The sequence below is a fragment of the Helicobacter sp. 12S02634-8 genome (assembly GCF_002272865.1).
Classification (GTDB): Bacteria; Campylobacterota; Campylobacteria; order Campylobacterales; family Helicobacteraceae; genus Helicobacter_J.
Window position 1 is genome coordinate 114,765 of the sequence record NZ_MLAP01000002.1, and the last position, 23,935, is coordinate 138,699.

Sequence of the window (23,935 nt, forward strand, 5' to 3'; positions counted from 1 at the left end):
ATTTGAGAGTGAAAAACATACAATTCCAGCTCCTTGGCAAAGCCGATGCAAGCAACCCTGCAGCCATCAGCCTTTCGCAAATACAACAATGGGAAGCCGAGGGGCTCATCACCTATTTAGGTAGCAAAAGCGATATTAGAGATTGCCTCATGAGTGCTGCTTGTGTCATCTTGCCTAGCTATCGTGAGGGCGCTCCTAGAGTGCTGCTAGAAGCCATGGCAATGGGTAAGCCCATCATCACAACAAACGCCATCGGCTGCAAAGATCTCATTGACAACCCCCAAGCCCACAAAGACTATCAAGACCTTTCAATCGGAAATAATGGTATCTTATGCCAACCCAAAGATCCCCACTCCCTCCAAAGGGCTATCGAATATTTTTTAAACCTCTCGCCCTTAAAAAGAGAGCAAATGGGGCAAAACGCCCTCCAATATGTCAAAAATTTTGACATCAAACACACAATCAATATCTACCACGTAGCAATCGCGCAAACCCCTATCAAATCCCCCTCATTGGCCTTTGTTTCCAACACAGCTTTTGGTATGTATAATTTCAGGCTTGAAGTCTTAAAAGCCCTGCAAAATCAAGGCTTTGCAATCCATATCCTCTGCCCCCAAGATACCTATAGCGCTCTTTTAGAACAAGAGGGCTTTTCTATCCACCCCATCACGCTCGACTCCAAAGGGCTCAATCCCCTCAAAGACCTCAAAACCCTCATTAAAATCAGAAAAATCCTCCATACCCTCAAACCCTCCCTTTGCTTCAACTACACCATCAAAGCTGTCATTTACGCCTCCCTAGCCTCTCAAACACTCAAAATCCCCACTATCAATATCATCACAGGCTTGGGCTATGTATTCATCGGTAATAGCTTTAAAAAAAGGCTTTTACGCACTCTAGTGACCCAAATGTATCGCTTCGCCCTTAGACACACCCAAGCTGTTTGGTTTCTCAATGCTGATGACAGACAAGAATTCTGCAATCGAGGTATTATCCCTCTTGCAAAAAGCACACTCCTCCAAAGCGAAGGTATCAACCTTGAATATTTTTCCCCTAAAAAGCACAACACAAACGCACACAACGCACGCGCACCCATCATTTTCCTCCTCATTGCTAGAATGCTCTGGGATAAAGGAATTAGCGAGTTTGTCGCTGTGGCTAAACATTTCAAAGCCAAAGACAAACCCAAAACAAGCCCAACAACACCCCCACAAACAAGCCCTAACAACCAATGAAAATCCTCACAATCCTAGGGGCTAGACCGCAATTTATCAAAGCAGCTTGCTTGCAACGCGTATTCCAAAACTACCCCAATATCCAAGAAATCATCGCCCACACAAACCAGCATTATGACCATGCAATGGACGCAGTATTTTTCCAAGAGCTCAAGCTCAAAGCCCCAACTATCAAGCTCACCCAGCCCATCAAACACCATAGCACCTCCCAAAACTCGCGCAAAGCCCGCTTTGCAATGCTAGCTCACATCTATCAAGGCTTACAACCCATCATTGTTGCAAGCAAACCCGATGCGATCCTCATCTATGGCGATACCAACTCCACGCTCGCTGGCGCACTCGCTGGATTTCATGCAACAATCCCGCTGATCCATATCGAAGCAGGCGTGCGCTCCAAGAATCTCCAAATGCCCGAAGAGTGCAATCGCATTGCCACAGATAAGCTCTCAACACTGCTGTTTTGCCCCTCTGTGCGTGCGTGCGAAAATCTCAAAAATGAATCCCTCCTGCCCCAAAGTCAGATTTATGATTGCGGGGATATCATGCAAGATAATGCGCTCTATTATGCCCCCTATGCTAAAGCCCCTCAACTCCCCTTGCAAGCAAACTTTATCCTTGCAAGTATCCACAGGGCTAACAATACTGATGACCCCCAAAGACTCCAAGCAATTTTTGAAGCACTCAACACCATCGCCAAACACACCCAAGTCCTATGCCCGCTCCACCCACGCACAGAACAAGCCCTCAAGCACCAAGGGCTCAAATTCCCCCATATCTGCTTCACTCCACCTCTAAGCTACCTAGAAACTCTCTATTTGCTCCAACGCACGCAAGCCGTATTCACCGATAGTGGGGGCTTGCAAAAAGAAGCTTATTTTTTTGCTAAGCCTTGTTTTGTTTTGCGTGATGAGAGCGAGTGGGAGGAGCTTTTAGAACATCGGTGTGCCTACTTAGTCGGCGCACAAAAAGAAAAAATTATTGAATCTTTTGGTAATATGCCTTATTTGTTTGCAAAATCCCCACCACCCCATCTCTATGGCAATGGGCAAGCAGGGGATAAAATCGTCAAAAAAATTCTGGAGGTATTATGAGCTCTTTTGGAATCATCGGGGTGGGTGGCTTCATCGCCCCAAGACACCTCAAAGCCATCAAAGACACGGGCAATACGCTTTTATGCGCCTTAGACCCTAGGGATTCTGTAGGTATTTTGGATACTTATTTTCCTGACGCAGATTTTTTCACAGAATTTGAGAGATTTGATCGCCATATCAACAAACTCTCCAGAAAAAACCAAGCCCTAGACTACATCACCATCTGTTCGCCCAACTACCTCCACGACAGCCATATCCGATTCGCACTCAAAAATGGCGCACACGCAATTTGTGAAAAACCTCTTGTCCTCAACCCTTGGAATATCGATGGTTTAAGCCAGATACAAGCAGAAACCAACACACAAGTCTATAATATCCTCCAACTCCGCCTCCACCCTAGTATCCAAAAGCTCAAAGACCAAGTCCAAAAAGACCTGCAAAACAACCCACACAAAGTCTATGACATCACACTCACTTATCTGACTAGCAGGGGCAAATGGTATTATGTATCTTGGAAAGGCGATATCGCCAAAAGTGGTGGGATTGCTACAAATATCGGCGTGCATTTCTTTGATATGCTCTGCTTTATCTTTGGTGCACCAAAGGCCAGTGCTGTGCATGTTTGTCGGCCCGATTGTATGGGAGGGTATCTTGAGCTCAAACACGCTAGAATCCGATGGTTTCTCTCGATCAATCCCCACCACCTCCCCCAAGATACTAAAGACAAAAAGACCTATCGCTCAATGATTGTTGATAACCACAAAGTTGAATTTTCTGATGGCTTCACAGATTTGCATACCAAAAGCTATGAAGAAATTTTAGCTGGCAGGGGCTTTGGATTAGAAGACGCCCGCACTTGTATCCAGATCATACACGACCTAAGAAACACGCAGCCCATAGGGCTCATAGGGGATTATCACCCCTTATGCCAGAGGGCATTATGAATCGATATTTTATCCACCCCTCTAGCTATATCGACACAAGAGTTTGTATCGGTGATGGAAGTAAAATCTGGCATTTTTGTCATATCTTAGAGCAAGTATCCATCGGAACAAACTGCTCGATTGGACAAAACTGCTCGATTGGACCCCGTGTCAGTATTGGCAATGGCTGCAAAATCCAAAACAATGTGAGTCTTTATGAGGGCGTAAAATGCGAAGATGATGTATTCATTGGCCCTTCAGCTGTATTCACTAATGTCTATAACCCGCGGGCTTTCATCATCAAAAAAAGTGAATACAAAACAACACTTTTAAAAAAGGGCTGCACCATCGGGGCAAATGCCACGATTGTCTGCGGTGTGAGTATCGGAGAATACGCCTTTGTGGCTGCGGGGGCTGTGGTGAGAGAAGATGTCAAGCCCTTTGCGCTTGTTGCTGGTGTGAGCGCTAGGCAGATTGGCTGGGTGGATAAAGCGGGCAATAAAATGATTTTTGATACTAACAATAGGGCTTTTGATAGCTATGATGGCACACAATATAGCTTGGTTGATGGTGGGATATTGATTGAAAAAGATTGATTTTGCCCATCTAAAACAAGGGCATCTCGAATATCAAAACGCGCTCGAAGAAGCCATCAGAAAAGTCATAGAAAAAGCTCAATTTATTATGGGCGAAGAAATCGAAGCGCTTGAAGAAGAGCTCGCCCATTTCATTGGCGCACGATATGCTATCACTTGCTCGAGTGGGACTTCTGCGATATTGCTCGCACTTTTAGGTGCGGGGATTAAAAGAGGTGATGAGGTCATCACAACATCTTTTAGCTTCATTGCAGCAGCTGAAATGATCGCACTCTTAGGTGCAAAGCCCGTTTTTGTCGATATTTGCCCACGCACTTTTCTGATCGACCCTGAGGGTATCAAAAGGGCTATCACGCCCAAAACAAAGGCCATTATCCCTGTGAGTCTGTTTGGTATGCCCGCAGATTTATCCACAATCAATGCCATAGCCTCAGCGCACCAACTCATCGTGATTGAAGATGGCGCACAAAGCTTTGGGGCTAGCTATGCTGGGAGTAAAAGCCCCCATTTAAGCGCCATAGGGACAACGAGCTTTTTCCCTGCAAAGCCCTTGGGGTGCTATGGTGATGGGGGTGCGGTGTTTTGTGATGACAAAGAGATTGCCTTAAAAATCAAAGCCCTTAGGACACACGGGCAAACACAACGTTATGAACATCACTACATCGGGCTAGGCGCGAGGCTTGATACCTTGCAAGCTGCTATTTTGCGAGTCAAACTCAAGCACTACCCCCTCCAAATCACAAGGCGCCAATCAGCTGCTAAGCTCTATGATACCCACCTCCAAGATAAATCCATCACCACGCCTTTTATCCCTGCTGATAGAGAAAGTATCTATGCACAATATTGTATCCTCTCCCCGCAAAGACCCCAACTAGAAAAAGCCCTGAAAAACGCCCATATCCCCTATGCTATCCACTATCCCAAACCCCTCCATCTCCAGCAATGCTTTGCGTATCTAGGGCACCAAAAAGGGGATTTTCACATCTCTGAGATGGTATCTGAACAGATTTTAAGTCTTCCTATCAATCCCTATTTAGACACAGAAACAATCCAATATATCTGCAAACATATCACTTGAAAGACACAACAATGCACAACACAACCAACACACAAGACACAACCCAAGCGATATTACAAGACAAGATCATCGCTATCATCGGGCTGGGCTATGTGGGGCTGCCTTTGGCTATCGAATTTGGTAAGCGCTACCCCACCATAGGCTTTGATACCAACCCTTTGCGTATCCAAGAGCTCTCAAACCATACCGACTCCAACCACCAAACTCCATCAGATGCGTTTGCCAAAGCCCATTTATTGCATTTTAGCAACGATCCTGCCTCCTTAGGGCAAGCTAATATCTATATCATCGCTGTCCCCACGCCCATTGATACTTATAAAACCCCTGATATATCAGCACTGCTTGCTGCTTCAAAGATGGTAGGTGAGGTCTTAAAACAAGGCGATATCATCATCTATGAATCCACTACCTACCCCACTTGCACCGAAAACGACTGCTTGCCTATCTTGCAAAAATACAGCAAGCTCCGTTACAATCAAGATTTTTTCATCGGTTACTCTCCTGAACGCATCAACCCCGGAGATCGCAAAAACACACTCACAAATATCATCAAAATCACTGCAGGCAGCACGCAAGAAGCAGCAAAAACCATCAACGCCCTCTATGCCTCCATTATCCCTGCTGGGACTTATCTCGCCCCCTCTATCAAGGTCGCTGAAGCAGCTAAAGCCATCGAAAACGCGCAAAGAGATCTCAATATCGCTTTCATGAACGAACTTGCACTGATCTTTGAAAGACTCCAAATCGATACACACGAAGTCATCAAGGCCGCGAGCACAAAGTGGAATTTTCTCCATTTCACACCTGGGCTTGTAGGGGGGCATTGTATCGGTGTAGATCCTTATTACCTAACCCATATCGCCACATCTTTGGGCTACCACCCTAAAGTCATCGCAGCAGGGAGATATATCAACGATTTCATGCCCGATTTCATCGCTCAAAAAATGATCAAACTCCTTGCAAAAAAACATATCTCTGCCCTAGGAGCAAAAATCTTGATTTTAGGCGTTACTTTTAAAGAAAATTGCCCTGATATCCGCAACTCTAAAGTCGCCCAAGTCCAAAGGGCATTGATGGATTTTGGCTGTGAAGTCTATGTGTATGACCCCATCGCCTCTAAAGAGGCTGTATTGAAGGAATATGGCTTTGAGCTCTTAGACCCCCATAGCTTGCAAAACCCCAATCAATGGGAAGAAACACAAAAATACAATGCCCTGCTCCTTGCTGTAGGCCATGCAAGCTTTAAAACCCTAAAACCCGCAGAGCTTTTGACCCAAAATAGTGTGATTTATGACCTCAAGGGATTTTTTGACTGCAAGGTCGATGCACGTTTGTGAACACAAACTTCTTAAATCAGCTTGACTTATCAACCAAAATAACTTATAATTCCACCTCTTGAAGCTCACATATTCTGTATTCCAGATTAGCTCAGCGGTAGAGTAGGCGGCTGTTAACCGCTTGGTCGTAGGTTCGAATCCTACATCTGGAGCCACATTTCTATACATTTTCTTATATCGATTATTTTTCTGATACACTTCGGAGCTTTATATTCAAGTTTGATTCTAAAGGAAAAAAATGCAAACAATCTATCCTCTGATTTTAATTATCCATCTAATTTGTGCGATTATTTTTTTAGGTTATCTATTTTTTGATGTGTTTATATTTCCCAATATTGGCAAAATGTTTGGGAGTGAAATCGCAAAAAAGGCCGCTGCAGGGATTGCTGCTAGAGGCACAAAAATTATGCCCATATGCGTGCTAGGGCTTATCATCACAGGGGGAATGATGGTGAGTAACTACATAGGCAAAAATATGGGCTTTTTTAGTTCTAACTTTCAAAAACTCTTGATGATAAAAATCGCCCTTGCTACTATCATTGTGCTGATGGTTATCACCTCACTCACTTATAAATTTATTCTCAAAAAGCCCAGTCCCATAGGCAAATTTATCCACCCTGTGGCAGTGACACTTGGCTTTTGTATCGTGATTTTAGCTAAACTGATGTTTTATGTCTAAAACACCCCATAGCCCTTAAAAAGGGGCTATAGCAAATAAGCGATAAAACCTCTGTAAAATCCACTCAAATCCCTATAAAACACACCTTCATAGCCATGAGCTCTCAGATATATCTCTAAAGCTTCCTTCTGATCCCAGCCGATCTCACAAGCCAAAAATTCCACCCCCACCAAAGACCCAAAATCAATAATCAAGCGCAAAATCTCATCTCCAACATCGCCACCAAACAACGCATTATGCGGCTCATAAAGGATATTTTTACCCAAAGGATAGCCCTTAGCTATATAAGGTGGATTAGAAACTAAGACCTTAGGGACTTCTGAAATCCCCTCAAACAAATTTGCACACACAAACCCCACGCGCACTCTGAGTTGATTAGCACTATTAGCGTGGTTTTCTAGGTTGATCTGGGCTACTTGGAGGGCAGTAGGAGAAATATCTGTAGCAATGATACGCAGCTCAGGGCACAAAAGTCCCAAAATAATAGAAATCACACCACTCCCTGTGCCGATCTCGCCAATTGTTTGGATATTTTTTTCTTGAATTAGGGCATGGACTTTTTCGACCAAAATCTCTGTTTCAGGCCGAGGGATCAAGACCCGTTCATCGACATAAAATTCCCTGCCATAAAAACTCGCACTTTTGATGATGTATTCGATAGGCTCACCTTGCAAGCGCCTAGACACACAAGCCTTGAGCATTTCCCAATCTGCCTCTTCGATGGTATGCTCCCCCCAAGTATGCAGCCACTCTCTAGTGGTATCAAGCACATAGCCCAAAAGCAGCTCTGCTTCAAGTGCTGGACGGATATGGGGATCAAAGCAACAATGCAAAAGCTCCCTTTTGGCATAACTCAAGGCTTCTAAGATATTCAACCTACTTGCCTATGGTGGTAGTCAAGGGCTTCGAGCCTTTTGAGGAGCGGAGGGTGGGTGTAATAAAAAAATATATACGCAGGGTGGGAGCAAGGGAAAGCCTTGTTTTCATTGACAATACGGATCAAAGCCTCAGCCAAAGAATATTTGCTTGTCAGCTCTGCGCCAAAGCTATCAGCACGATATTCAGCCTTGCGGCTAAAATAGCCAATAATAGGCATTGCTAGAAACGATACCACAGGCACAATCAAGACCAAAAACGCAATCGTAGTCGCCGGCGCTTCCCGCACGCCCATTGCTGTAAAAATCTCTTGGGGCAGATTCCCTGCAATGCAAAAAATCACAAACAATAAAATCCCTACAATCAAAATATTTTTCAAAATATCTCGATGTTTGAAATGCCCCAATTCATGGCCTAAAATAGCCAAAAGCCCCTCAGAAGAAACCTTTTGGAGCAAAGTATCAAACAACACCACGCGTTTAGAGTCCCCCAACCCTCCAAAATACGCATTGAGCCTGCCATCGCGCTTGCTTGCGTCCATCACAAAAATCCCATTGCTCCTAAAGCCTACTTTTTGCATCATCGATTCGATTTTCTCTCGCAAGCACTCATCTTCTAACGGGGTGAATTTATTGAAAATTGGAGCAATGAGTATGGGATAAAACACATTAGCCAAAATAGCAAAAATAAATATCAGTCCAAAGCCCCCTAAATACCAATAGACAAAATTTTCCATCACTTCAAGCAGTAAAAATACAATAATCCCCCCGATCACAATCAACATCACAAATGCCTTGAGTGTGTCTTTTACAAATAATCCAAAGGTATTTTTAGAAAAGCCAAACCTCTTATCAAGCACCATCGAAGTATAAAACCCCATCGGCAAAGAAACCACAAATCCCACGCTCAAAAATATCAAAATAAACAACAATGATGAGATATTTTCTGGCAAATGCCACCTCGCTACCACTCCCTCCAAGAACCAAAACCCAATAAAAATCCAAAACAAAAAAGCCACAAGCTCTATCAAACTAGAGATCATAGAAACCCTTAGCTTAGCAAGGGCATATTTGCCTGCTTCACTATAGTCTTTTGCCGATAAAATGACAGGGCTCTCCCCTAGCCTTGTTTGGATATGCTTACTCTGCAGATATGCAAGCACGATACTTGGCAGGAAATACAAACATATGAAAATCAATCCGATTAAATATAGCATCTACTATCCATTTTTTACCATTTTTCGCCATCTTTTTGAACCAATATAAATTTTACATTAAAAGCATAAATCTAATCGAAATTAAATCACTTTTAACCCCAAATTGATTAAGATTACAAAAAAACTAGGGGAAAAATGATGGAACAAACAAAATATATTTTTGTTACAGGGGGTGTGTTGAGCTCTCTGGGGAAAGGCATTTCTTCTTCTTCGATTGCGACATTACTCAAGCATTCAGGCTATCAGGTGTCTATTTTAAAAATCGATCCCTATATCAATGTAGATCCGGGCACAATGAGTCCTTTAGAGCACGGGGAAGTGTTTGTGACTTTTGATGGAGCAGAAACAGACCTAGACATCGGGCATTATGAGAGATTCTTGAATAAAGATTTTTCCAAGCAAAACAACTTCACAACAGGGCAAATCTACCTCTCTGTAATCGAAAACGAACGCCACGGCAAATATCTAGGCAAAACAATCCAAATTGTCCCACATATCGTCGATGAAATCAAAAGCAGAATCCACCTCGCAGGAGTAGGCAGCGACTTTTTGGTCGTAGAGCTAGGGGGCACTGTGGGGGATATGGAGGGTATGCCTTATTTAGAAGCAATGCGGCAGATGAAACACGAGCTCGGGGGCGATCTTGTCATCAGTATCCATGTGACCTTAATCCCCCTTATCAAGGCAGCCGGAGAGCTTAAGACCAAGCCCACGCAGCATTCTGTCCAAGAACTCAGACGCATTGGCATTTCCCCACAAATTATTCTAGCTCGCTGCGAAAAACCCTTAAGCAAGGAGCTCAAAAGAAAGCTTGCGTTAAGTTGTGATGTCGATGATGATAGCGTGATTGTTGCTGAAGATGCTGAAAGTATCTACAAATGCCCCCTGAATTTCCTCAAAGAAGATATTCTCACGCCCATTGCTCGACGTTTCAAGCTCAAAGAACTCCAGCCCAAAATGGATCAATGGGATATGCTAGTCAAAAAAATCATTTCCCCCAAAGACTCTATCACCATTGGCTTTGTCGGTAAATATTTGAGCCTCAAAGAATCCTATAAATCCCTCACAGAAGCCCTCACACACGCAGGTGCTAACACAGATACGCGCGTGCATATCAAATGGATAGATAGCGAAAATCTCTCTGAGCAAACGCTCTCAAGCCTTGAAGATGTGGATGGGATTTTGATTCCTGGTGGGTTTGGTGAGCGGGGTGTGCAAGGAAAGATAAAAGCCATTAGCTATGCACGTCAAAATAAAATCCCTTTTTTAGGTATCTGTCTGGGTATGCAGCTATCTATCATTGAATTTGCCCAAAATGTCTTGGGCTTACAAGATGCTAACTCGACAGAATTCTGTCCTGATACTCCCAACCCCATTATCTACCTCATCGAAGATTTTATCGATCAGCAAGGCAAAGAACAAATCCGCACACACCAATCCCCAATGGGTGGGACCATGCGACTGGGCGAATATCTGTGCGCTATCAAGCCAAAGACCAAACTAGCCCACGCTTACAACAATGCGCCCACTATCAAAGAACGGCACCGGCACCGCTATGAAGCCAACCCCAAATACAAAGAACTGCTAGAATCACACGGAATGATTATCAGCGGAGAGTCTTCAAATGGGCTGATAGAGGCTATAGAGCTTGAAACGCACCCGTTTTTTATCGGCGTGCAATTCCACCCTGAATTCACCTCAAGACTCCAAAATCCCAACCCCATTATCTTAGAATTTGTCAAAAAATCTTTGGAATTCCAAGCGCGATGAATCCCCTAAAAAAAGCCGAAATCACAAAAATACTCACAAATAGATTTGCTGATGATCCCTTCACCTCCATCAAGCAGCTCCCCCACCCCCATCAGCTCAAAGACGCCCAAAAGGCCGCTCGATTGATTGCAGCAGCAATCCAAAACAATCAAAACATATTAGTCGTGGGGGATTATGATGTCGATGGGGTCACCTCTTGTGTGATTATGGAAAAATTTTTCCATCTCATCAGCTACCAAAATGCTCGCTATATCATTCCCAATCGCTTCAGTGATGGCTATGGAATCAATCCCTTGATTGTAGAAAAAAATCCTGCTGATCTCATCATCACCGTTGATAATGGTATCAGTGCGTTTGAAACAGGAGAATATTGCAAACAAAATGGTATCACGCTCATCATCACCGACCACCACACCATCAAAGACGCCCTCCCTACTGCTGATGCTATCATCAATCCCCAACAAACAGACTGCCCTTTCCCTCAAAAAGAAATCTGTGGAGCAAGCTTGGCTTGGTATCTATGCAATGCTATCAAGCTAGAAATGGGGCTATCGATCCAGCTTATAGGCTTGCTTGATCTTGTCAGTATCGCTACTATCGCTGATATGATGCCCCTCAAAGCAGTCAATAAACTCCTTGTCAAAGCTGGACTCAAGCAATTCATTACCTCCAACGCCCCTGCAAACACCATACTCAAAAGCCATCTGAAATCAACCCATATCACCGCTCAAGATATTGCCTTTTCCATCGCTCCACTCATCAATAGTGCAGGTCGTATGCGTGATGGAGACATAGCAGCAAAGTTCTTGCTAAGCACAGACCTAGCCCAAGCCCAAGCCCATTATCAAACCTTAAGCACACTCAATCAAGCACGCAAAAATACCACACAAGAGATTTTACAATCAGCCCAAAAGTCCCTTCTGATAGGAGAAAACTGCGTCATAGCCCATGGGACACACTGGCATGAGGGCGTGCTAGGGATTGTCGCGGCCAACTTGAGTGCACTCTATCAAAGACCTGCAATTGTGCTGAGTCAAAAAGACAACACGTTCAAAGGGAGTGCAAGGAGTTATGGCGATACCAATCTGATAGAAGCTATCAAAATGCAAGCAGGATTTCTCACACGATTTGGAGGGCATGCGCAAGCAGTGGGATTGGAGCTAGAGAAAGAAAATCTTGAGCCATTTTTTGCTAGCTTACAAAACACTCCAATGCCTAAAATCTCCCAAATCAGCACAGAAGAGATTCTAGGGGTCTTGGATTTAGCTGATATTGACACAGAGTTGCTTGAAATCTTAGAACATTTTGAGCCCTATGGTCAAGGCAACCCCCAACCAAGCTTTTCATGCCATCAGCTCAAAGTCACAGCCACTAAGACTTTCAAATCTCTCCACCAGCAATTAGAGCTAAGCTCAACGTCTTGGAAACAAAAGGCAATGTTGTTTTTTTGCAAGGAATTTTATCAAACCAATGACGCTGTGGATATTAGTTTCTATCTCCAAAGAGAGCCCGATAACTCCCCGCTCATGGTCTTAAAAACCATCACAAAATGCCCTTTGTAACTAAAAAATTTTTTCTGTCTGCGCCCAAAAAGGCTTTTTTGTTTGTGATGGAAACGCTCAATTGCTCCCAAAAAGAAGCCCAAAAACATCTAGACAAACAACGTTTGCTCCAAAACAATACCCCCGTCCATAAATCCCAAACCATAGTCGGTGAGGCCACACTCACTTATTTCAAGCCCCAAAGTATCGCACAAAGCCCGCTATGGATCACGCCATATTTTGCTGTCTATGACAAGCCCCCAAAAATGCTTATCCACCCCAAGGGATATTTTTTGCATTTGAGTCTGATTGATGGTATCAAATCAGATTTTGGCAAAGAAGCAAACCCTGTCCATCGGCTTGATTATGAAACAAGCGGGCTTGTAGTCATCAGCAAAAGCAAGCAGCACGAAGCCCCACTCAAAGAGCTTTTTGCCAAACAAAAAGTTCATAAGCAATACATTGCCCTTGTAAAAGGGCATATACGCTCCCCTCAAGAAATCAACCTACCCATCTGCATACCCAGCAAATCTGATAAATACACAGACTTAGGTATCCGCTGCAAAGTATCTGCTCAAGGCAAGCCCTCCATCACCCAAATCACACCGATCCATTACGACAAAGCACGCAATGCCACGCTACTGCAAGTGACCCCACTCACAGGGCGCACCCATCAAATCAGAGTCCATCTGAGTCATATCGGTCATCAAATCATCGGGGATTCTCTCTATGGAGTAGAAGACAGAGTAGCTAGGGGCTATCTGGCATCAAAATCAAACAATAACGATACAAGTCCAATTCTGATGCTCCACGCCCAAAGCCTAAAGTTTTGCTACAAAAATATCCATTATCACATCAAAAGCCATCAAAACTTAAATGCAAAGTTCAAGACTCGCTTCATAGAATCTTTTTGAGTTCAGTTTCTATCGGAAGTCTGTTATCAGGCTCCACAAGTCGCTCACCGAGCTCTTTGCCATTTTTGAAAAACATCAAAGTAGGGATTCTGCGCACTCCTAGCTCATCTTTGAGCGCTTCTTGTTCATCAATATTGACTTTGAAAATCTTCACTTTGCCCTCATATTCTTTAGCCAAAGCGTTCATAATGGGCTCTATCCTGCGGCAATCAGGACACCAATCAGCACCAAAATCCACAACAACTGCACCTGTTTTTATCTCACTCTCAAACTGAGCACGATCGATCTTTACCATAAAATCTCCTTCAAATAAAAAATTTAACCAACAAAAATCCACCCCCTGCTAGAATAGCAAATAATATCAATGCTAGTGTAAATGCCTTGCCCCCAGAACTGATGAACTTGTTTAAATCCACTTGCAAGCCAAGGGCTACCATCGCAAACACCAAACAAACATTGCAAACATACCTGAGTGCAGCAACTACAGACTCTAAAGTATCTGCTGCAATCCAATCCCCAAAAATCCTAGACATATACGAGTGGAACAAAACCACAGCTAAAAAACCAAAGGCAAACCAAGGCACTTGAAGCCGCTTACGCCCACCCATATGGGAATCGTGTGATACCACATAAGACACGACCAACAACAAAGGCACAAGCAAAATCACACGAATCATTTTAATCGTGACAGCCACGCTCTCTGCTTCAGGAGAGATCGCACTTGCTGCACCTGCGACATTAGCGACTTCATGCAAGGTCGCCCCGATATATATCCCCTCGTTGATAGGAAGCAAGGGAATCACACCGATATGATAGAGTATGGGGTATAAAAACATAGCAATGATCCCAAAAATCACAACAGTCCCTACAGCAATGACCCCTTTATAAGGCTCTGATTTGATCGCAGATTCGAGCGCAAGCACTGCAGCAGCTCCACACACAGCACTCCCACAACTCACCAGCATTGAAGTATCCCTATCAAGCCCCATTTTCATACCGATATAAGTCCCTAGAGTAAAAATCACTGCCACAACAACAAAAGCAATCACCACAGGAGCAGCCCCTAAGCTTGTGATTTCGTTCAAAGTAACATTGAATCCATAGAGGATAATGCCTAAACGCAAAAGCTTTTTAGCACTAAAATTCACTCCATTTTGTGTGAAACTTTTTGAGTGTTTGAAGATAGAAGAAGCCAAAGTGCCTATAATCACGCCTATAAGCAAGGGCGAGAGGTGCAAAGACACCATCAGATCCATACGCGCAAAATACAAAGCAGAAAATGAGATGACTGCGACAAGCACCAAGCCATTAAAATAACTGCTAAAGGCTTTTTGGGGACTTTGGGGTTGTGTCATTGGAGTGCCTTTTTAAAAAATTCAATCTATTTTATAACTACCCATAATAAAACAACCTTAAATCCAAGCCCATAGCAAACACTTGTCAAGCTCCCCCAAAAAAAATAAGGCACAAATAAGCCTCCACACAAGCCATAAGAAAATCATAAGAAAGCCATAAGCCAACTCATGCAACCAATTTGCTAAGCCAACCACGCAGCTACCCCATACAGCCAATTTGCAAAAAAAAGGGGGGGGGGGATAACAAACGACCCCCACGCCTTTATGCTTACGCAGCCAACTCACTGAGCTAGCCAACTCACGCAACAAACTTGCAAGGGGCAATAACCCCTCTAAATCCCTCAAATCTCTTTGAACCCTCCCCTTTTTTTGAGTTCATTTAGCCTTTAGCACAATGGCTATTTTAAGAGAATTTATTTTGATGGATTGTGCTGGGCTTTTGCGTTTGATTTTTTATCTGTTTTTTGGTGGGATTTTTGATTGGTTTGTTTAGTTTGTAGATGTGCTTGGATATTTTGATAGTTCGAGCAAGCATCTTGCGCGCCTAGCTTGCACCCCTTGTCAAAATATGTCAATGCTGCGTTGATATCTTGATGGGTTTGCTTGCCCTCTGCATACAAAAATCCGACATTAGAGCAAGATTGTGCGACGCCCAAATCACAGGCTCTTTTTGCATATGCAATTGTATTTTGGATATCTTGATATTTGTTGAAATACAAATCGCTTGCATTAAAGCACCCTGCTCCATTGCCAAGCTCGCAAGCCTTCTGACACAATGGCAAGGCACGATCCCCTTGTGCATCATCTTTATAATACGCACAGCCATCATTACAGCCATAGACATTATTCAGACTGCAAGCTTGAGAAAACATACTCGCTGCGTGGTCAAGATCCTGATCGACCCCCTCAGCATTTTTATACATCACGCCAATACTATAGCAAGATTGTCCAAAGCCTTTTTCACAAGATGTTTCAAAATTTTGCATTGCTTTTTTATAGCTTTTGTTATCCCGATCGATCACGCCCAGATTATAGCAGCCAGTTGGATTGCCCCCTTGGCAAGACTTTTCAAACAAGCTTTTAGCCCCGCTCATATCCTTTTTGACCTCTTGACCCAAAGCATATTTCACGCCCAAGTTCGCACAACTCTCCAAATCCCCTGCAGCACAATTTGTCTTCAGTGTCCGCACCTCTTGTGTATCGCTCTCATTGATTTTGGTCGGATCACTGCAACCATAAAACAATACACCCAATATCAATGACACAAAAACTAATTTCTTCATATTCTTACCTTTTATTGATGACTTTAGCGGGAGATTATACAAATTTTTTGCTTATAGTAAACTATTCAGCCCTCTAGCATGAATTGATGCAAGACCTTGTATTCTTCCTTGTTTAAAAACCTCATTTTCCCCACAGGCAAGGCATTTAGACAAATCCACCCATAACGAATCCTACGTAAATCCAACACATGGCTTTTAAAATGCGCAAAAAATCGCCGCAACTCTCTATTTTTGCCCTCTGTGATGGATATTTTTAGTTTAGAAAAGTGGCTATCGTTTTTGATGATTTCATATTTGCTAAAAGGAGCAAAGGCCATTTGTTTGATTTTGCTTTTAGGGTGTGCGCCCGCAATTGCGTCTTCAAGATAAATGCCTTTTTCCATCGCTTCAATCATCTCTGCACTCACTCTCCCCTCAATTTTGATGATATATTCGCGCTCTAGGGCACTTTCCATCAATTTTTGGGCTACCTTTTTGCTATCGCTCAGCACAAGCACCCCCTCAGACGCAAAGTCCAACCTCCCCACACTGACAAAAGAAGCATACTTTTCCCCCAAAGAATCATAAACCACCCTCCGATTTCTGTCATCTTTTTTACTGACAATTTCACCTTTTGGCTTATGATAGACAATCACGGTATAAAGCTCGCTTTTTTGGGGCTTGATATATCTGCCATCGATAAAAACGCGCTGCCCCTCTTTGAGCTGGGTCTGAAAGTCTGCCTTTGTCTTTTCGACATTAACGCGCCCTTGAGCGATGAGCCCATCGGCTTCTCTGCGGGAATACTTAGTGTGGTGGGAAATGAATTGATTGAGTCGCATCACGCATCAATCCACTCTAAATTGCCAAAATTCTCTTTGATTTGGCTGCATACCCTCAGATTACTCACAAACATATATTGATAATCTGTATCTTTTATCACCACTCGCAGCTCCCTTGTGCCTGTAAATTTCTCTGCTTCAGCCTTGAGCTTTGCAAAAAAGGCGCTATCAGTGTTCTTTTCTAATACCAAAGTCAAAGGGCAAGTCGCATCACTAAAGTCTTTGGAATTGATATCAAGGGGAATGATTGCATCTGAGGGATCCAAGTCTTCTTCGGGGGTTTTATATTTGAGCTTGACTTTTTGCTCCTTTGCCTCTTCTAAGCCCATGATCTCTAGCAAGCGAAACTGCACTTTTTCGCGGTCTTCTTCGACTTTGCACTTAAATACGAGAGGACAAGAGAGGTCAAATGCCTCGAGTGCGTGGAGATGTTTTTCAAAAAGCATCAAATCAATCTTGCTATAAAGATCCAAAATATCTGCTACGCCATAGGATTTGCCCTTTTTGCTATTCTTTTTTTGGATACCCAAAACCATACCAACAAGCAAGACATTGGACCCAATCTCTAGCTCTGTCAATTCTGTGCTCTTAGCCACGCCCTTGATGGCTTTGATTTCTTTTTGGAAGGCATCAAGAGGGTGCCCTGAAATATAAAACCCTAGGCATTCATATTCATAATCAATCAGAGTCTTTGCGTCATATTCTGGGATTTCTTTGATATCTAAATGCACTGCTTGCATTTCTTCTTGATTGCTAGCAAACAAAGACCCCTCTAAAGTCTTTTTGAAATGGTCTTTTGCCCTGCCTACTTCACAGATCACATCAATATGTTGGAGCATACTTGCCCTGCTATAGCCCAGCCCATCAAGGCTGCCTGATTTAATGAGGGGCTCTAAAATCCTTTTAGTCAGCTTGCTAAAATCCACTCGAGAGATAAAATCCTCTAAACTCTTAAATGCCCCCTTGCTCTCTCTAGTTTCGATAATATTTCTTAAAGGCCCCTCGCCTGCCCCCTTGATCGCACTCAAACCAAAAATAATTTTTTTAACCCCTCTGCCCTCTTTGTCTATAAAATCCCCCACGCCAAAGTCCAAATCTGAAGTATTCACATGCGGAGGGAGGAGCTCGATACCTAGAGTTTTGACCTCATCGATATATTTTGCTACTGCATCGATTTTATCAGATTCACTCGTTAGCATTGCTGCCATAAACTCAGCTTCATAATAAGTCTTGAGATAAGCTGTCTGAAATGTCACCATCGCATAAGCAGCTGAATGGGATTTATTGAAGCCATAACCAGCAAATTTAACAATCAGCTCCCAAAGCTCTTCAGCCTTTTGCTTATCAAATCCTTTCTTCAAAGCACCATTGGCAAATTTTGCCTTATTATCACTCATGGCTTGTGCGTCCTTTTTCCCCATTGCCCGACGAATCAAATCAGCCTCGCCCAAAGAAAAGCCCCCAATGGTTTGGACAATCTGCATGACTTGTTCTTGATAGACAATCGTGCCATATGTGGGTTTTAAAATTGGCTCTAATTCAGAAAACGCATAAGTGATAGGCTCTAAGCCGTGCTTACGACTGACAAAATCATCAACCATACCTGATTCCATCGGGCCTGGGCGCCCTAGGGCAATGATTGCGATAATATCTTCAAAGCTTGAGGGCTTTAGGCGCTTATTGAGTCGCTGGAACATTCCTGATTCAATCTGGAATATCCCTATGGTATTCCCACTCTGTATCGTCCGATAAACTGCGGGGTCATCGGTATCAATCTGCAAAAAATCTAACTCTTTTTTATATCTTTTAGCAATGAGTTTGAGCGCATCATCAACAACTGTGAGTGTTTTGAGTCCTAAGAAGTCGAATTTAATCAAATCTACAGGTTCAAGATATTTCATCGAGTACTGCGTAAGGATCGCACCACCTGTTTTTTCACTGACATACAAAGGGGTTTTATACCACAACTCCCGCTCACTATCTACAACCAAAGCTGCGGCGTGTTTGCCTGCGTTGCGATTGAGCCCCTCTAACATCAAAGAATGCTCCCAAACTTTCTTGGCTAAAGGATTTTCTTCTATGAGTTGGGCAATCTTTGGCTCAAGCTCCCACGCCCCATCTACCCAGCCATCTTTCCCCTCATAGCCTTGCAATGTGATACCTAGCTTATTGGGAATCAGCTTGGCCATTGCATCAGCTTCTTTATAGGGCATATCCAGCACGCGCGCAACATCTCTGATCACGCCTTTAGCGAGCATTTTACCAAAGGTAATGACTTGGGCGACATTGTATTTGCCATATTTTTCAATCATATATTCAATGATCTCTCCGCGTCGCCTCTGGCAAAAATCTGTATCAATATCAGGCATTGAAACCCGCTCAGGGTTCAAAAATCGCTCAAAAAGTAGGTCATATTTTAAAGGATCAATACTTGTAATCTTTAAACAAAAAGCCACCAAGCTCCCTGCAGCACTCCCTCTGCCTGGCCCTACGGGGATACCATTTTCTTTGGCGTGTCTGATAAAGTCCCATACAATCAGCATATAACCAGGGAACTGCATACTATTGATGACTTCTATCTCTCTTTCAAGTCTATCTTTATAGGTCTGATGGAGATTTTCAGGGATAATCTGGAGTCTTTCAGCTAGCCCCTCCCTTGCTTTATGGGCAAAATAGCTCGCATCATCACTGATGGCTAACCCCTCAGCTTGTGCGTATTCTTGTGTGAATTTGAATCGTGGTGGCGTGGGGGGATTGCTATCGCTTTTGAGGTCGATTTCAAGGTTGCATTTTTGGGCGATTTCTTGTGTGTTTGCTAGGGCTTGGGGAATATCTGCAAACAATCTTTCCATTTCTTGGGGGGATTTGATATAAAATTCCTTGACAGAGTGCCTGAGTCGCTCTTGGTCATTGAGCGTCTTACCCATCGCTACACACATCGCTATCTCTTGGGCTTCTGCATCTTCTTGGTTGGTGTAGTGGGTGTCATTGGTGGCTATGAGCTTGATACCTGTTTCTAAAGACAGCCTGATGAGCTGCTCATCGATAAATGCTTGATCGGTGATACCGTGGCGCATGATTTCGATATAAAAATCATCGCCAAAAATATCTTGATACTCCAAAGCCACTTCTTTAGCGACTCCATAGCCTTGAGCGCCATATTTTACATTTCTAGGATTATTGGTATTGAGATGCCAGCTCACCTCTCCTTGCAAGCACGCAGAAGAGCAAATCAAGCCCTTAGAGTGCTCGCGTAAAATCTTTTTATTGATCCTTGGGTAGTAATAATACCCCTCGATAAAAGCCATCGAGCTCAAATACATCAGATTTTTATAGCCCTCCATATCCTTAGCATACAAACAAAGATGGAAACGTTGTTTGGAGCTTTTATCATTGAGCACTTCTGCATTGTGTAAATAAGTTTCAATCCCAATAATGGGCTTGATACCTGCTTCTTTCATTGTCTGATAAAAATCAATCGCCCCAAACATATTCCCGTGGTCTGTCATACTCACACTATGCATGCCTAAATCTTTGATTTTTTTGGCTAAATTTTTGATTTTGTTTGCCCCATCAAGCAAAGAATATTCTGTATGCAAATGCAAATGCGTATAACCCATCTCTCAAATCCTTCCATCTTCCCATATTTATAGGAATTTTTATGCAATCCCCCACCCCATCAACCCCCATTTTATGGTCTTTCTAAGACTTTTAGGGGATAAAAATCCATAAAAATTATACTCAATCTTTCATTGATTCTCTCTGAATCAAGTATCAATACTTGACTGCGTTGATGATAAAATATTGCAAATCATACAATCACTCGCGCTCATTTTACCCATCAAAATCACAGCACCATCACAACACCCGATTCAAGCCCAAAATCCCCAAAATAGGCAACACAAGACAAGGCACTCTTGAGATTAAGTAAAAAAATTTTTACTTAGAAAATATTATGGCTTATTTTTAGGAATCTGGAAGTATAATACGCACGCAAACTAAACAATCAGGAGAAACACATGAACAAACTCGCACTCTTAGGAAGCATTGCTGCATTTTGTGCTATCAGTGCTTGGGGGGCTACCAATCAAGAATTGATCCAAAAAGCTAAGGCTGCCGGACTAGAGCCTATCCCCACAGGAAATGCGCTCACTGCCTACCAGCTCAAAAAAGCCAAAGAAAGCGATTTAGCCACAGGCTATAACCCCAAGATGACTAAAGCACAAATTGAACTGGGTAAAAAACTCTATTTTGACCCTAGAATCTCAAGCTCAAATCTCATCTCATGCAACACTTGCCACAATCTCGCACTCGGTGGGGTAGATGTCGTCCCTACTGCTATTGGTGCAAAATGGCAGCCCAACACCCAACACCTCAACTCCCCCACTGTTTATAACTCTGTATTCAATATGACACAATTTTGGGACGGAAGAGCACACAACCTAGGGGATCAAGCGCAAGGGCCGATCCAAAACCCCGTAGAAATGGCAGCACCCCCTACTCTTGTGGTCGAAAAAATCACTTCAATCCCTGCTTATGTCGATGAATTCAAAAAAGCCTATGGCAACAAAGTCAAAATCGATTTCAAACTCATTGCAGACACCATAGCTATGTTTGAAGAAACATTGGTGACACCTAGCCGCTATGATGATTTCTTGCGCGGGAATCCTAAGGCTTTAAGCAAGCAGGAACAAGAGGGACTTGATATTTTCATCGATAAAGGCTGTATTGCTTGCCACACAGGTATCAACTTAGGCGGGAGTATGCAGCCTTTTGGCGTTGTCAAGCCCTATCAATTTGCGAGCATAGGAAACTTCAAGGGCGATGCTAATGGCTTAGTCAAAGTGCCAACTTTAAGAAATATCGCTGAAACAATGCCTTATTTCCACAATGGCCAGTATTGGGATGTCAAAGATGCGATCAAAGAAATGGGAGCAATCCAGCTAGGGATCAACATCAGCAATGAAGAAGCTAAAAAAATTGAAACCTTTTTCCAATCCCTCACAGGCACCAAACCTACCATCATCTACCCCGTGTTACCCCCCGTCACAGACAAGACTCCTAAGCCCACTTTTTAAGGGCTTAGCACACATTGGGCTTTGGGCTTGAATTTGCTTGAAAATACTTCAAAAATCAGGCACAAAAGCCCTCAAGACTCCAAACCAAGACTCTAAACTTTCAAACTAAAAAACTCAAGCCCTTTTAGGGTGGGGGGCTTTTCAAGGGGTTCTTTTTTAAGGGTTTTTGCCCCGCGCCTCACTTCCCCTTGCACTCGATTCCCTTTGATTCCCATCACTTCCTATTAATTGACTGATTGATTATAAGCTTATTTGACTTCTTGAAATACCGAGCCTTGCGCATAATAAAGCGTATTGATGTATTGGACTTGATTGGCGTTGATGAGCTCTGAGAAAAATTTATTGATTTTGGTATTTTTGAGATCAAAAAACATCTCCACACCAATAGCTGTAGAATAATTCACCCAATCATAACGCAAATCACTGCTGAGTAAAGCCCCATATTCAATGAGCTTTTGATTGGTATTGCCAATCGCGCTGATGACATAGAAATTTTGCCTATCTTTGGGCTGGACTAGCATTAAAATTGAGGGATTATAATTGATTTGAGTAGAGAGGAATTTTGCGGGCTTTTTGTCTGAAAATGCGAGCTGAGAGAGCAATAAGCCGCTTTTAACCACGGGCGTATTGAGCACAACAACACTATTTTCTAAAAAATCCTCTTGGAGCTTAAGGCTTCTAGCAAAAGTCGCAGCCTGCTGAGAGCTAACAACATCTTTATAAATAATATGCGGATCAAGCCCGTCTAAAATATTCCCCAAACTCTCGCCCACAGGGCTATCATCATCATATTCTACGATAGCCTCATCTCCTGCTAAAGTAGCTATGATTTGCATTTGCGCATAATAATCAATCCCGCCAAAATACAGATTGCTCGGCAGTTTGGCAGTCTGGCTTAGCTGGTTTTTGTTGATAGTGGGGATATAAGTGGGTAGGCTGATGTAAGTGCCTTGGATAAAGTCCTCTACGCCTTTTTGCGTGAGGATAGCGATTACAAATTCATATTTTTCTTGCTCGATTTTATGATAGGTTTCACTCAAGTTAGTGGAGTCTTCATCGCCGCTATCAAAGACTTTAAAATCAAAATCCCCGCCTCGTGTCATCAGATAGGCTAAAATCGTATCGATACTTGCAACAGAATAGCGCCCGACAATCTTTTTGGGGATTAAAAGTGCGATTTTGATTTGCGAGCTTTTGGCTTCTAGGTAATGAGAGCTTTGCATGAACGCATCAATCTCAGATAATGCCACAGCTAGATTTGCCCGCAACTGCGTGTTTTGCGTATCGTTTTTAAACTTAGCCACAAAAGAAAATATCTTGCCTGCATTATAAAGCTTCTCTAGGCATTTTTCATCGCACACATCTGTAGTGATATCTACAACTTCTTGCTTAGGCAAGGGCAAAGGAGAGATGATATAACTCCGAGCAAAAGCCCCCATAGCCCAAAGAATCAAGAACGCACCCAACCAGTATTGTTTTTTCATAACACCCCTTTTGCGAGTAAAAAATGCTGCATTGCTTCTTTTTTCAAAGAGGGATTTTTGAGTAATTCCCCCAAAGAATAAGTCGCTAGAAACTGCTTATTTGCTTGTGTAAATACCCTGCCGCTATAAGTATCAAACCCAAGTCCCAACAAATGCATCAACACACTATCCCCCATCAAAATCACGATTTTAGCCTCTTGAGAAGCGATTTGTTCTTGGACATACTGCTTGCAAATCATCATCTCCTCATCAGATACCTTCAGATAAGATCCATCGCATTTTACCAAAGATAAAAGGGCATATTCTTGGGCTTGGAGTGCAAATACATTTTTGATGATATCTTGGAGCATTTTTGCGCTTTTGTTTTCTAAAAATACTCCGAGCGTATCTACAAGGGGGAGTTGTGTGATAAAAATAACCTTTGGTTTTGATGGCAAAAGCCCAAAAATAGGCTGACTCCCTCTCTTGCTGCGCTCACAAAGCGTGCAATGGGCGATCATATCAGACAAAGAAGTATCAGAAAGCTTCAAATCCCCTCGCTTCAAAGCCTCTTGTGTGGGCTGCAAATTGATATTTTCTGCATACTCCACCCCTAGCATTTTTTGATAATACAAAAATCTAAGATAAAGTATTGCTTTAATATTCTGCATCAACCTAC

The 23,935-nt window shown here is 43.0% G+C and carries 20 protein-coding genes and 1 tRNA gene; 12 read left to right on the top strand and 9 right to left on the bottom strand.

Annotated features, from left to right (window positions below):
• Positions 1–8 precede the first annotated feature (8 nt).
• The 8 genes from BKH46_RS01965 to BKH46_RS02000 all read left to right on the top strand — a co-directional run bounded on the left by BKH46_RS01965 (position 9) and on the right by BKH46_RS02000 (position 6,939).
• Positions 9–1,235 carry a glycosyltransferase gene (locus BKH46_RS01965; protein ID WP_172402534.1) on the top strand — a complete coding sequence of 409 codons (1,227 nt, stop codon included), beginning with the start codon at positions 9–11 and terminating at the stop codon, positions 1,233–1,235.
• Complete coding sequence (gene wecB, locus BKH46_RS01970; RefSeq protein WP_095225155.1) at positions 1,232–2,326, top strand: UDP-N-acetylglucosamine 2-epimerase (non-hydrolyzing); 1,095 nt, start codon at positions 1,232–1,234, stop codon at positions 2,324–2,326. Before BKH46_RS01965 ends, wecB begins: the two co-directional genes overlap by 4 nt.
• Positions 2,323–3,270, top strand: coding sequence for a Gfo/Idh/MocA family oxidoreductase (locus BKH46_RS01975; protein WP_095225156.1), 948 nt, complete (start codon positions 2,323–2,325; stop codon positions 3,268–3,270). The genes wecB and BKH46_RS01975 overlap by 4 nt, the downstream gene beginning before the upstream one ends.
• Positions 3,267–3,845 (top strand): acyltransferase, encoded by a 579-nt coding sequence (locus BKH46_RS01980; RefSeq protein WP_095225157.1) that lies wholly within the window; start codon positions 3,267–3,269, stop codon positions 3,843–3,845. Before BKH46_RS01975 ends, BKH46_RS01980 begins: the two co-directional genes overlap by 4 nt.
• Entirely contained in the window at positions 3,832–4,923 is a 1,092-nt protein-coding gene (locus BKH46_RS01985; protein WP_095225158.1) for a DegT/DnrJ/EryC1/StrS family aminotransferase, read from the top strand. Before BKH46_RS01980 ends, BKH46_RS01985 begins: the two co-directional genes overlap by 14 nt.
• An 11-nt stretch (positions 4,924–4,934) precedes the next feature.
• Complete coding sequence (locus BKH46_RS01990; RefSeq protein WP_095225159.1) at positions 4,935–6,260, top strand: nucleotide sugar dehydrogenase; 1,326 nt, start codon at positions 4,935–4,937, stop codon at positions 6,258–6,260.
• 80 nt (positions 6,261–6,340) lie between these two features.
• Positions 6,341–6,415: transfer RNA gene (locus BKH46_RS01995), tRNA-Asn, on the top strand.
• A gap of 83 nt (positions 6,416–6,498) precedes the next feature.
• Entirely contained in the window at positions 6,499–6,939 is a 441-nt protein-coding gene (locus BKH46_RS02000; protein ID WP_095225160.1) for a copper resistance protein CopD, read from the top strand.
• Between the two features lie 26 nt (positions 6,940–6,965).
• Here BKH46_RS02000 and prmC read toward each other — a convergent pair whose 3' ends face one another.
• Positions 6,966–7,814 carry a peptide chain release factor N(5)-glutamine methyltransferase gene (gene prmC / locus BKH46_RS02005; RefSeq protein WP_095225161.1) on the bottom strand — a complete coding sequence of 283 codons (849 nt, stop codon included), beginning with the start codon at positions 7,812–7,814 and terminating at the stop codon, positions 6,966–6,968.
• Positions 7,811–9,031, bottom strand: coding sequence for a M48 family metallopeptidase (locus tag BKH46_RS02010; protein WP_095225162.1), 1,221 nt, complete (start codon positions 9,029–9,031; stop codon positions 7,811–7,813). Before BKH46_RS02010 ends, prmC begins: the two co-directional genes overlap by 4 nt.
• Before the next feature lie 138 nt (positions 9,032–9,169).
• On the opposite strand from BKH46_RS02010, the gene pyrG reads away from it, so the two are divergent.
• From pyrG to BKH46_RS02025, 3 genes are read left to right on the top strand one after another with little or no spacing between them, the layout of a single operon-like run.
• Positions 9,170–10,801 carry a CTP synthase (glutamine hydrolyzing) gene (pyrG, locus tag BKH46_RS02015; RefSeq protein WP_095225252.1) on the top strand — a complete coding sequence of 544 codons (1,632 nt, stop codon included), beginning with the start codon at positions 9,170–9,172 and terminating at the stop codon, positions 10,799–10,801.
• Entirely contained in the window at positions 10,798–12,363 is a 1,566-nt protein-coding gene (gene recJ, locus BKH46_RS02020; RefSeq protein ID WP_095225163.1) for a single-stranded-DNA-specific exonuclease RecJ, read from the top strand. Before pyrG ends, recJ begins: the two co-directional genes overlap by 4 nt.
• 47 nt (positions 12,364–12,410) lie before the next feature.
• Positions 12,411–13,256, top strand: coding sequence for an RluA family pseudouridine synthase (locus BKH46_RS02025; RefSeq protein ID WP_253248272.1), 846 nt, complete (start codon positions 12,411–12,413; stop codon positions 13,254–13,256).
• On the opposite strand, the gene BKH46_RS02030 is transcribed toward BKH46_RS02025, so the two are convergent.
• The 5 genes from BKH46_RS02030 to dnaE all read right to left on the bottom strand — a co-directional run bounded on the left by BKH46_RS02030 (position 13,240) and on the right by dnaE (position 20,335).
• Positions 13,240–13,551, bottom strand: a complete 312-nt coding sequence (locus tag BKH46_RS02030) for a thioredoxin family protein (protein WP_095225165.1) — start codon at positions 13,549–13,551, stop codon at positions 13,240–13,242. The genes BKH46_RS02025 and BKH46_RS02030 overlap by 17 nt on opposite strands.
• Positions 13,552–13,561: 10 nt before the next feature.
• Positions 13,562–14,611: a putative sulfate exporter family transporter gene (locus BKH46_RS02035; protein WP_095225166.1), complete on the bottom strand. Its 1,050-nt coding sequence runs from the start codon at positions 14,609–14,611 to the stop codon at positions 13,562–13,564.
• A gap of 413 nt (positions 14,612–15,024) precedes the next feature.
• Positions 15,025–15,894, bottom strand: coding sequence for a tetratricopeptide repeat protein (locus tag BKH46_RS02045; protein ID WP_095225168.1), 870 nt, complete (start codon positions 15,892–15,894; stop codon positions 15,025–15,027).
• Positions 15,895–15,959: 65 nt separating this feature from the next.
• Complete coding sequence (locus BKH46_RS02050) at positions 15,960–16,715, bottom strand: pseudouridine synthase (protein WP_095225253.1); 756 nt, start codon at positions 16,713–16,715, stop codon at positions 15,960–15,962.
• Positions 16,715–20,335, bottom strand: coding sequence for a DNA polymerase III subunit alpha (dnaE, locus tag BKH46_RS02055; RefSeq protein WP_095225169.1), 3,621 nt, complete (start codon positions 20,333–20,335; stop codon positions 16,715–16,717). The genes BKH46_RS02050 and dnaE overlap by 1 nt, the downstream gene beginning before the upstream one ends.
• A 399-nt stretch (positions 20,336–20,734) precedes the next feature.
• Between dnaE and BKH46_RS02060 the strand changes: the two genes are divergently transcribed.
• A complete protein-coding gene (locus BKH46_RS02060) occupies positions 20,735–21,793 on the top strand; it encodes a cytochrome-c peroxidase (RefSeq protein ID WP_095225170.1) in 1,059 nt (352 codons plus the stop codon).
• A gap of 248 nt (positions 21,794–22,041) precedes the next feature.
• Here BKH46_RS02060 and BKH46_RS02065 read toward each other — a convergent pair whose 3' ends face one another.
• Together BKH46_RS02065 and BKH46_RS02070 are read right to left on the bottom strand one after the other, a co-directional pair.
• Positions 22,042–23,277: a hypothetical protein gene (locus BKH46_RS02065; RefSeq protein WP_095225171.1), complete on the bottom strand. Its 1,236-nt coding sequence runs from the start codon at positions 23,275–23,277 to the stop codon at positions 22,042–22,044.
• On the bottom strand, positions 23,274–23,927 hold the full coding sequence (locus BKH46_RS02070) for a uracil-DNA glycosylase family protein (protein ID WP_095225172.1): 654 nt from the start codon (positions 23,925–23,927) through the stop codon (positions 23,274–23,276). The genes BKH46_RS02065 and BKH46_RS02070 overlap by 4 nt, the downstream gene beginning before the upstream one ends.
• Positions 23,928–23,935: the final 8 nt, after the last annotated feature.

Coding starts and splice junctions, on each gene's coding strand:
- BKH46_RS02000 (WP_095225160.1), top strand. CDS start 6,499: ATGCAAACAATCTATCCTCTGATTTTAATTATCCATCTAATTTGTGCG.
- BKH46_RS02065 (WP_095225171.1), bottom strand. CDS start 23,277: ATGAAAAAACAATACTGGTTGGGTGCGTTCTTGATTCTTTGGGCTATG.
- recJ (WP_095225163.1), top strand. CDS start 10,798: ATGAATCCCCTAAAAAAAGCCGAAATCACAAAAATACTCACAAATAGA.
- BKH46_RS02010 (WP_095225162.1), bottom strand. CDS start 9,031: ATGCTATATTTAATCGGATTGATTTTCATATGTTTGTATTTCCTGCCA.
- BKH46_RS01990 (WP_095225159.1), top strand. CDS start 4,935: ATGCACAACACAACCAACACACAAGACACAACCCAAGCGATATTACAA.
- BKH46_RS02070 (WP_095225172.1), bottom strand. CDS start 23,927: ATGCAGAATATTAAAGCAATACTTTATCTTAGATTTTTGTATTATCAA.
- pyrG (WP_095225252.1), top strand. CDS start 9,170: ATGGAACAAACAAAATATATTTTTGTTACAGGGGGTGTGTTGAGCTCT.
- BKH46_RS02035 (WP_095225166.1), bottom strand. CDS start 14,611: ATGACACAACCCCAAAGTCCCCAAAAAGCCTTTAGCAGTTATTTTAAT.
- BKH46_RS01980 (WP_095225157.1), top strand. CDS start 3,267: ATGAATCGATATTTTATCCACCCCTCTAGCTATATCGACACAAGAGTT.
- dnaE (WP_095225169.1), bottom strand. CDS start 20,335: ATGGGTTATACGCATTTGCATTTGCATACAGAATATTCTTTGCTTGAT.
- BKH46_RS01975 (WP_095225156.1), top strand. CDS start 2,323: ATGAGCTCTTTTGGAATCATCGGGGTGGGTGGCTTCATCGCCCCAAGA.
- BKH46_RS02025 (WP_253248272.1), top strand. CDS start 12,411: ATGGAAACGCTCAATTGCTCCCAAAAAGAAGCCCAAAAACATCTAGAC.
- BKH46_RS02030 (WP_095225165.1), bottom strand. CDS start 13,551: ATGGTAAAGATCGATCGTGCTCAGTTTGAGAGTGAGATAAAAACAGGT.
- BKH46_RS02045 (WP_095225168.1), bottom strand. CDS start 15,894: ATGAAGAAATTAGTTTTTGTGTCATTGATATTGGGTGTATTGTTTTAT.
- BKH46_RS02050 (WP_095225253.1), bottom strand. CDS start 16,715: ATGCGACTCAATCAATTCATTTCCCACCACACTAAGTATTCCCGCAGA.
- wecB (WP_095225155.1), top strand. CDS start 1,232: ATGAAAATCCTCACAATCCTAGGGGCTAGACCGCAATTTATCAAAGCA.
- BKH46_RS02060 (WP_095225170.1), top strand. CDS start 20,735: ATGAACAAACTCGCACTCTTAGGAAGCATTGCTGCATTTTGTGCTATC.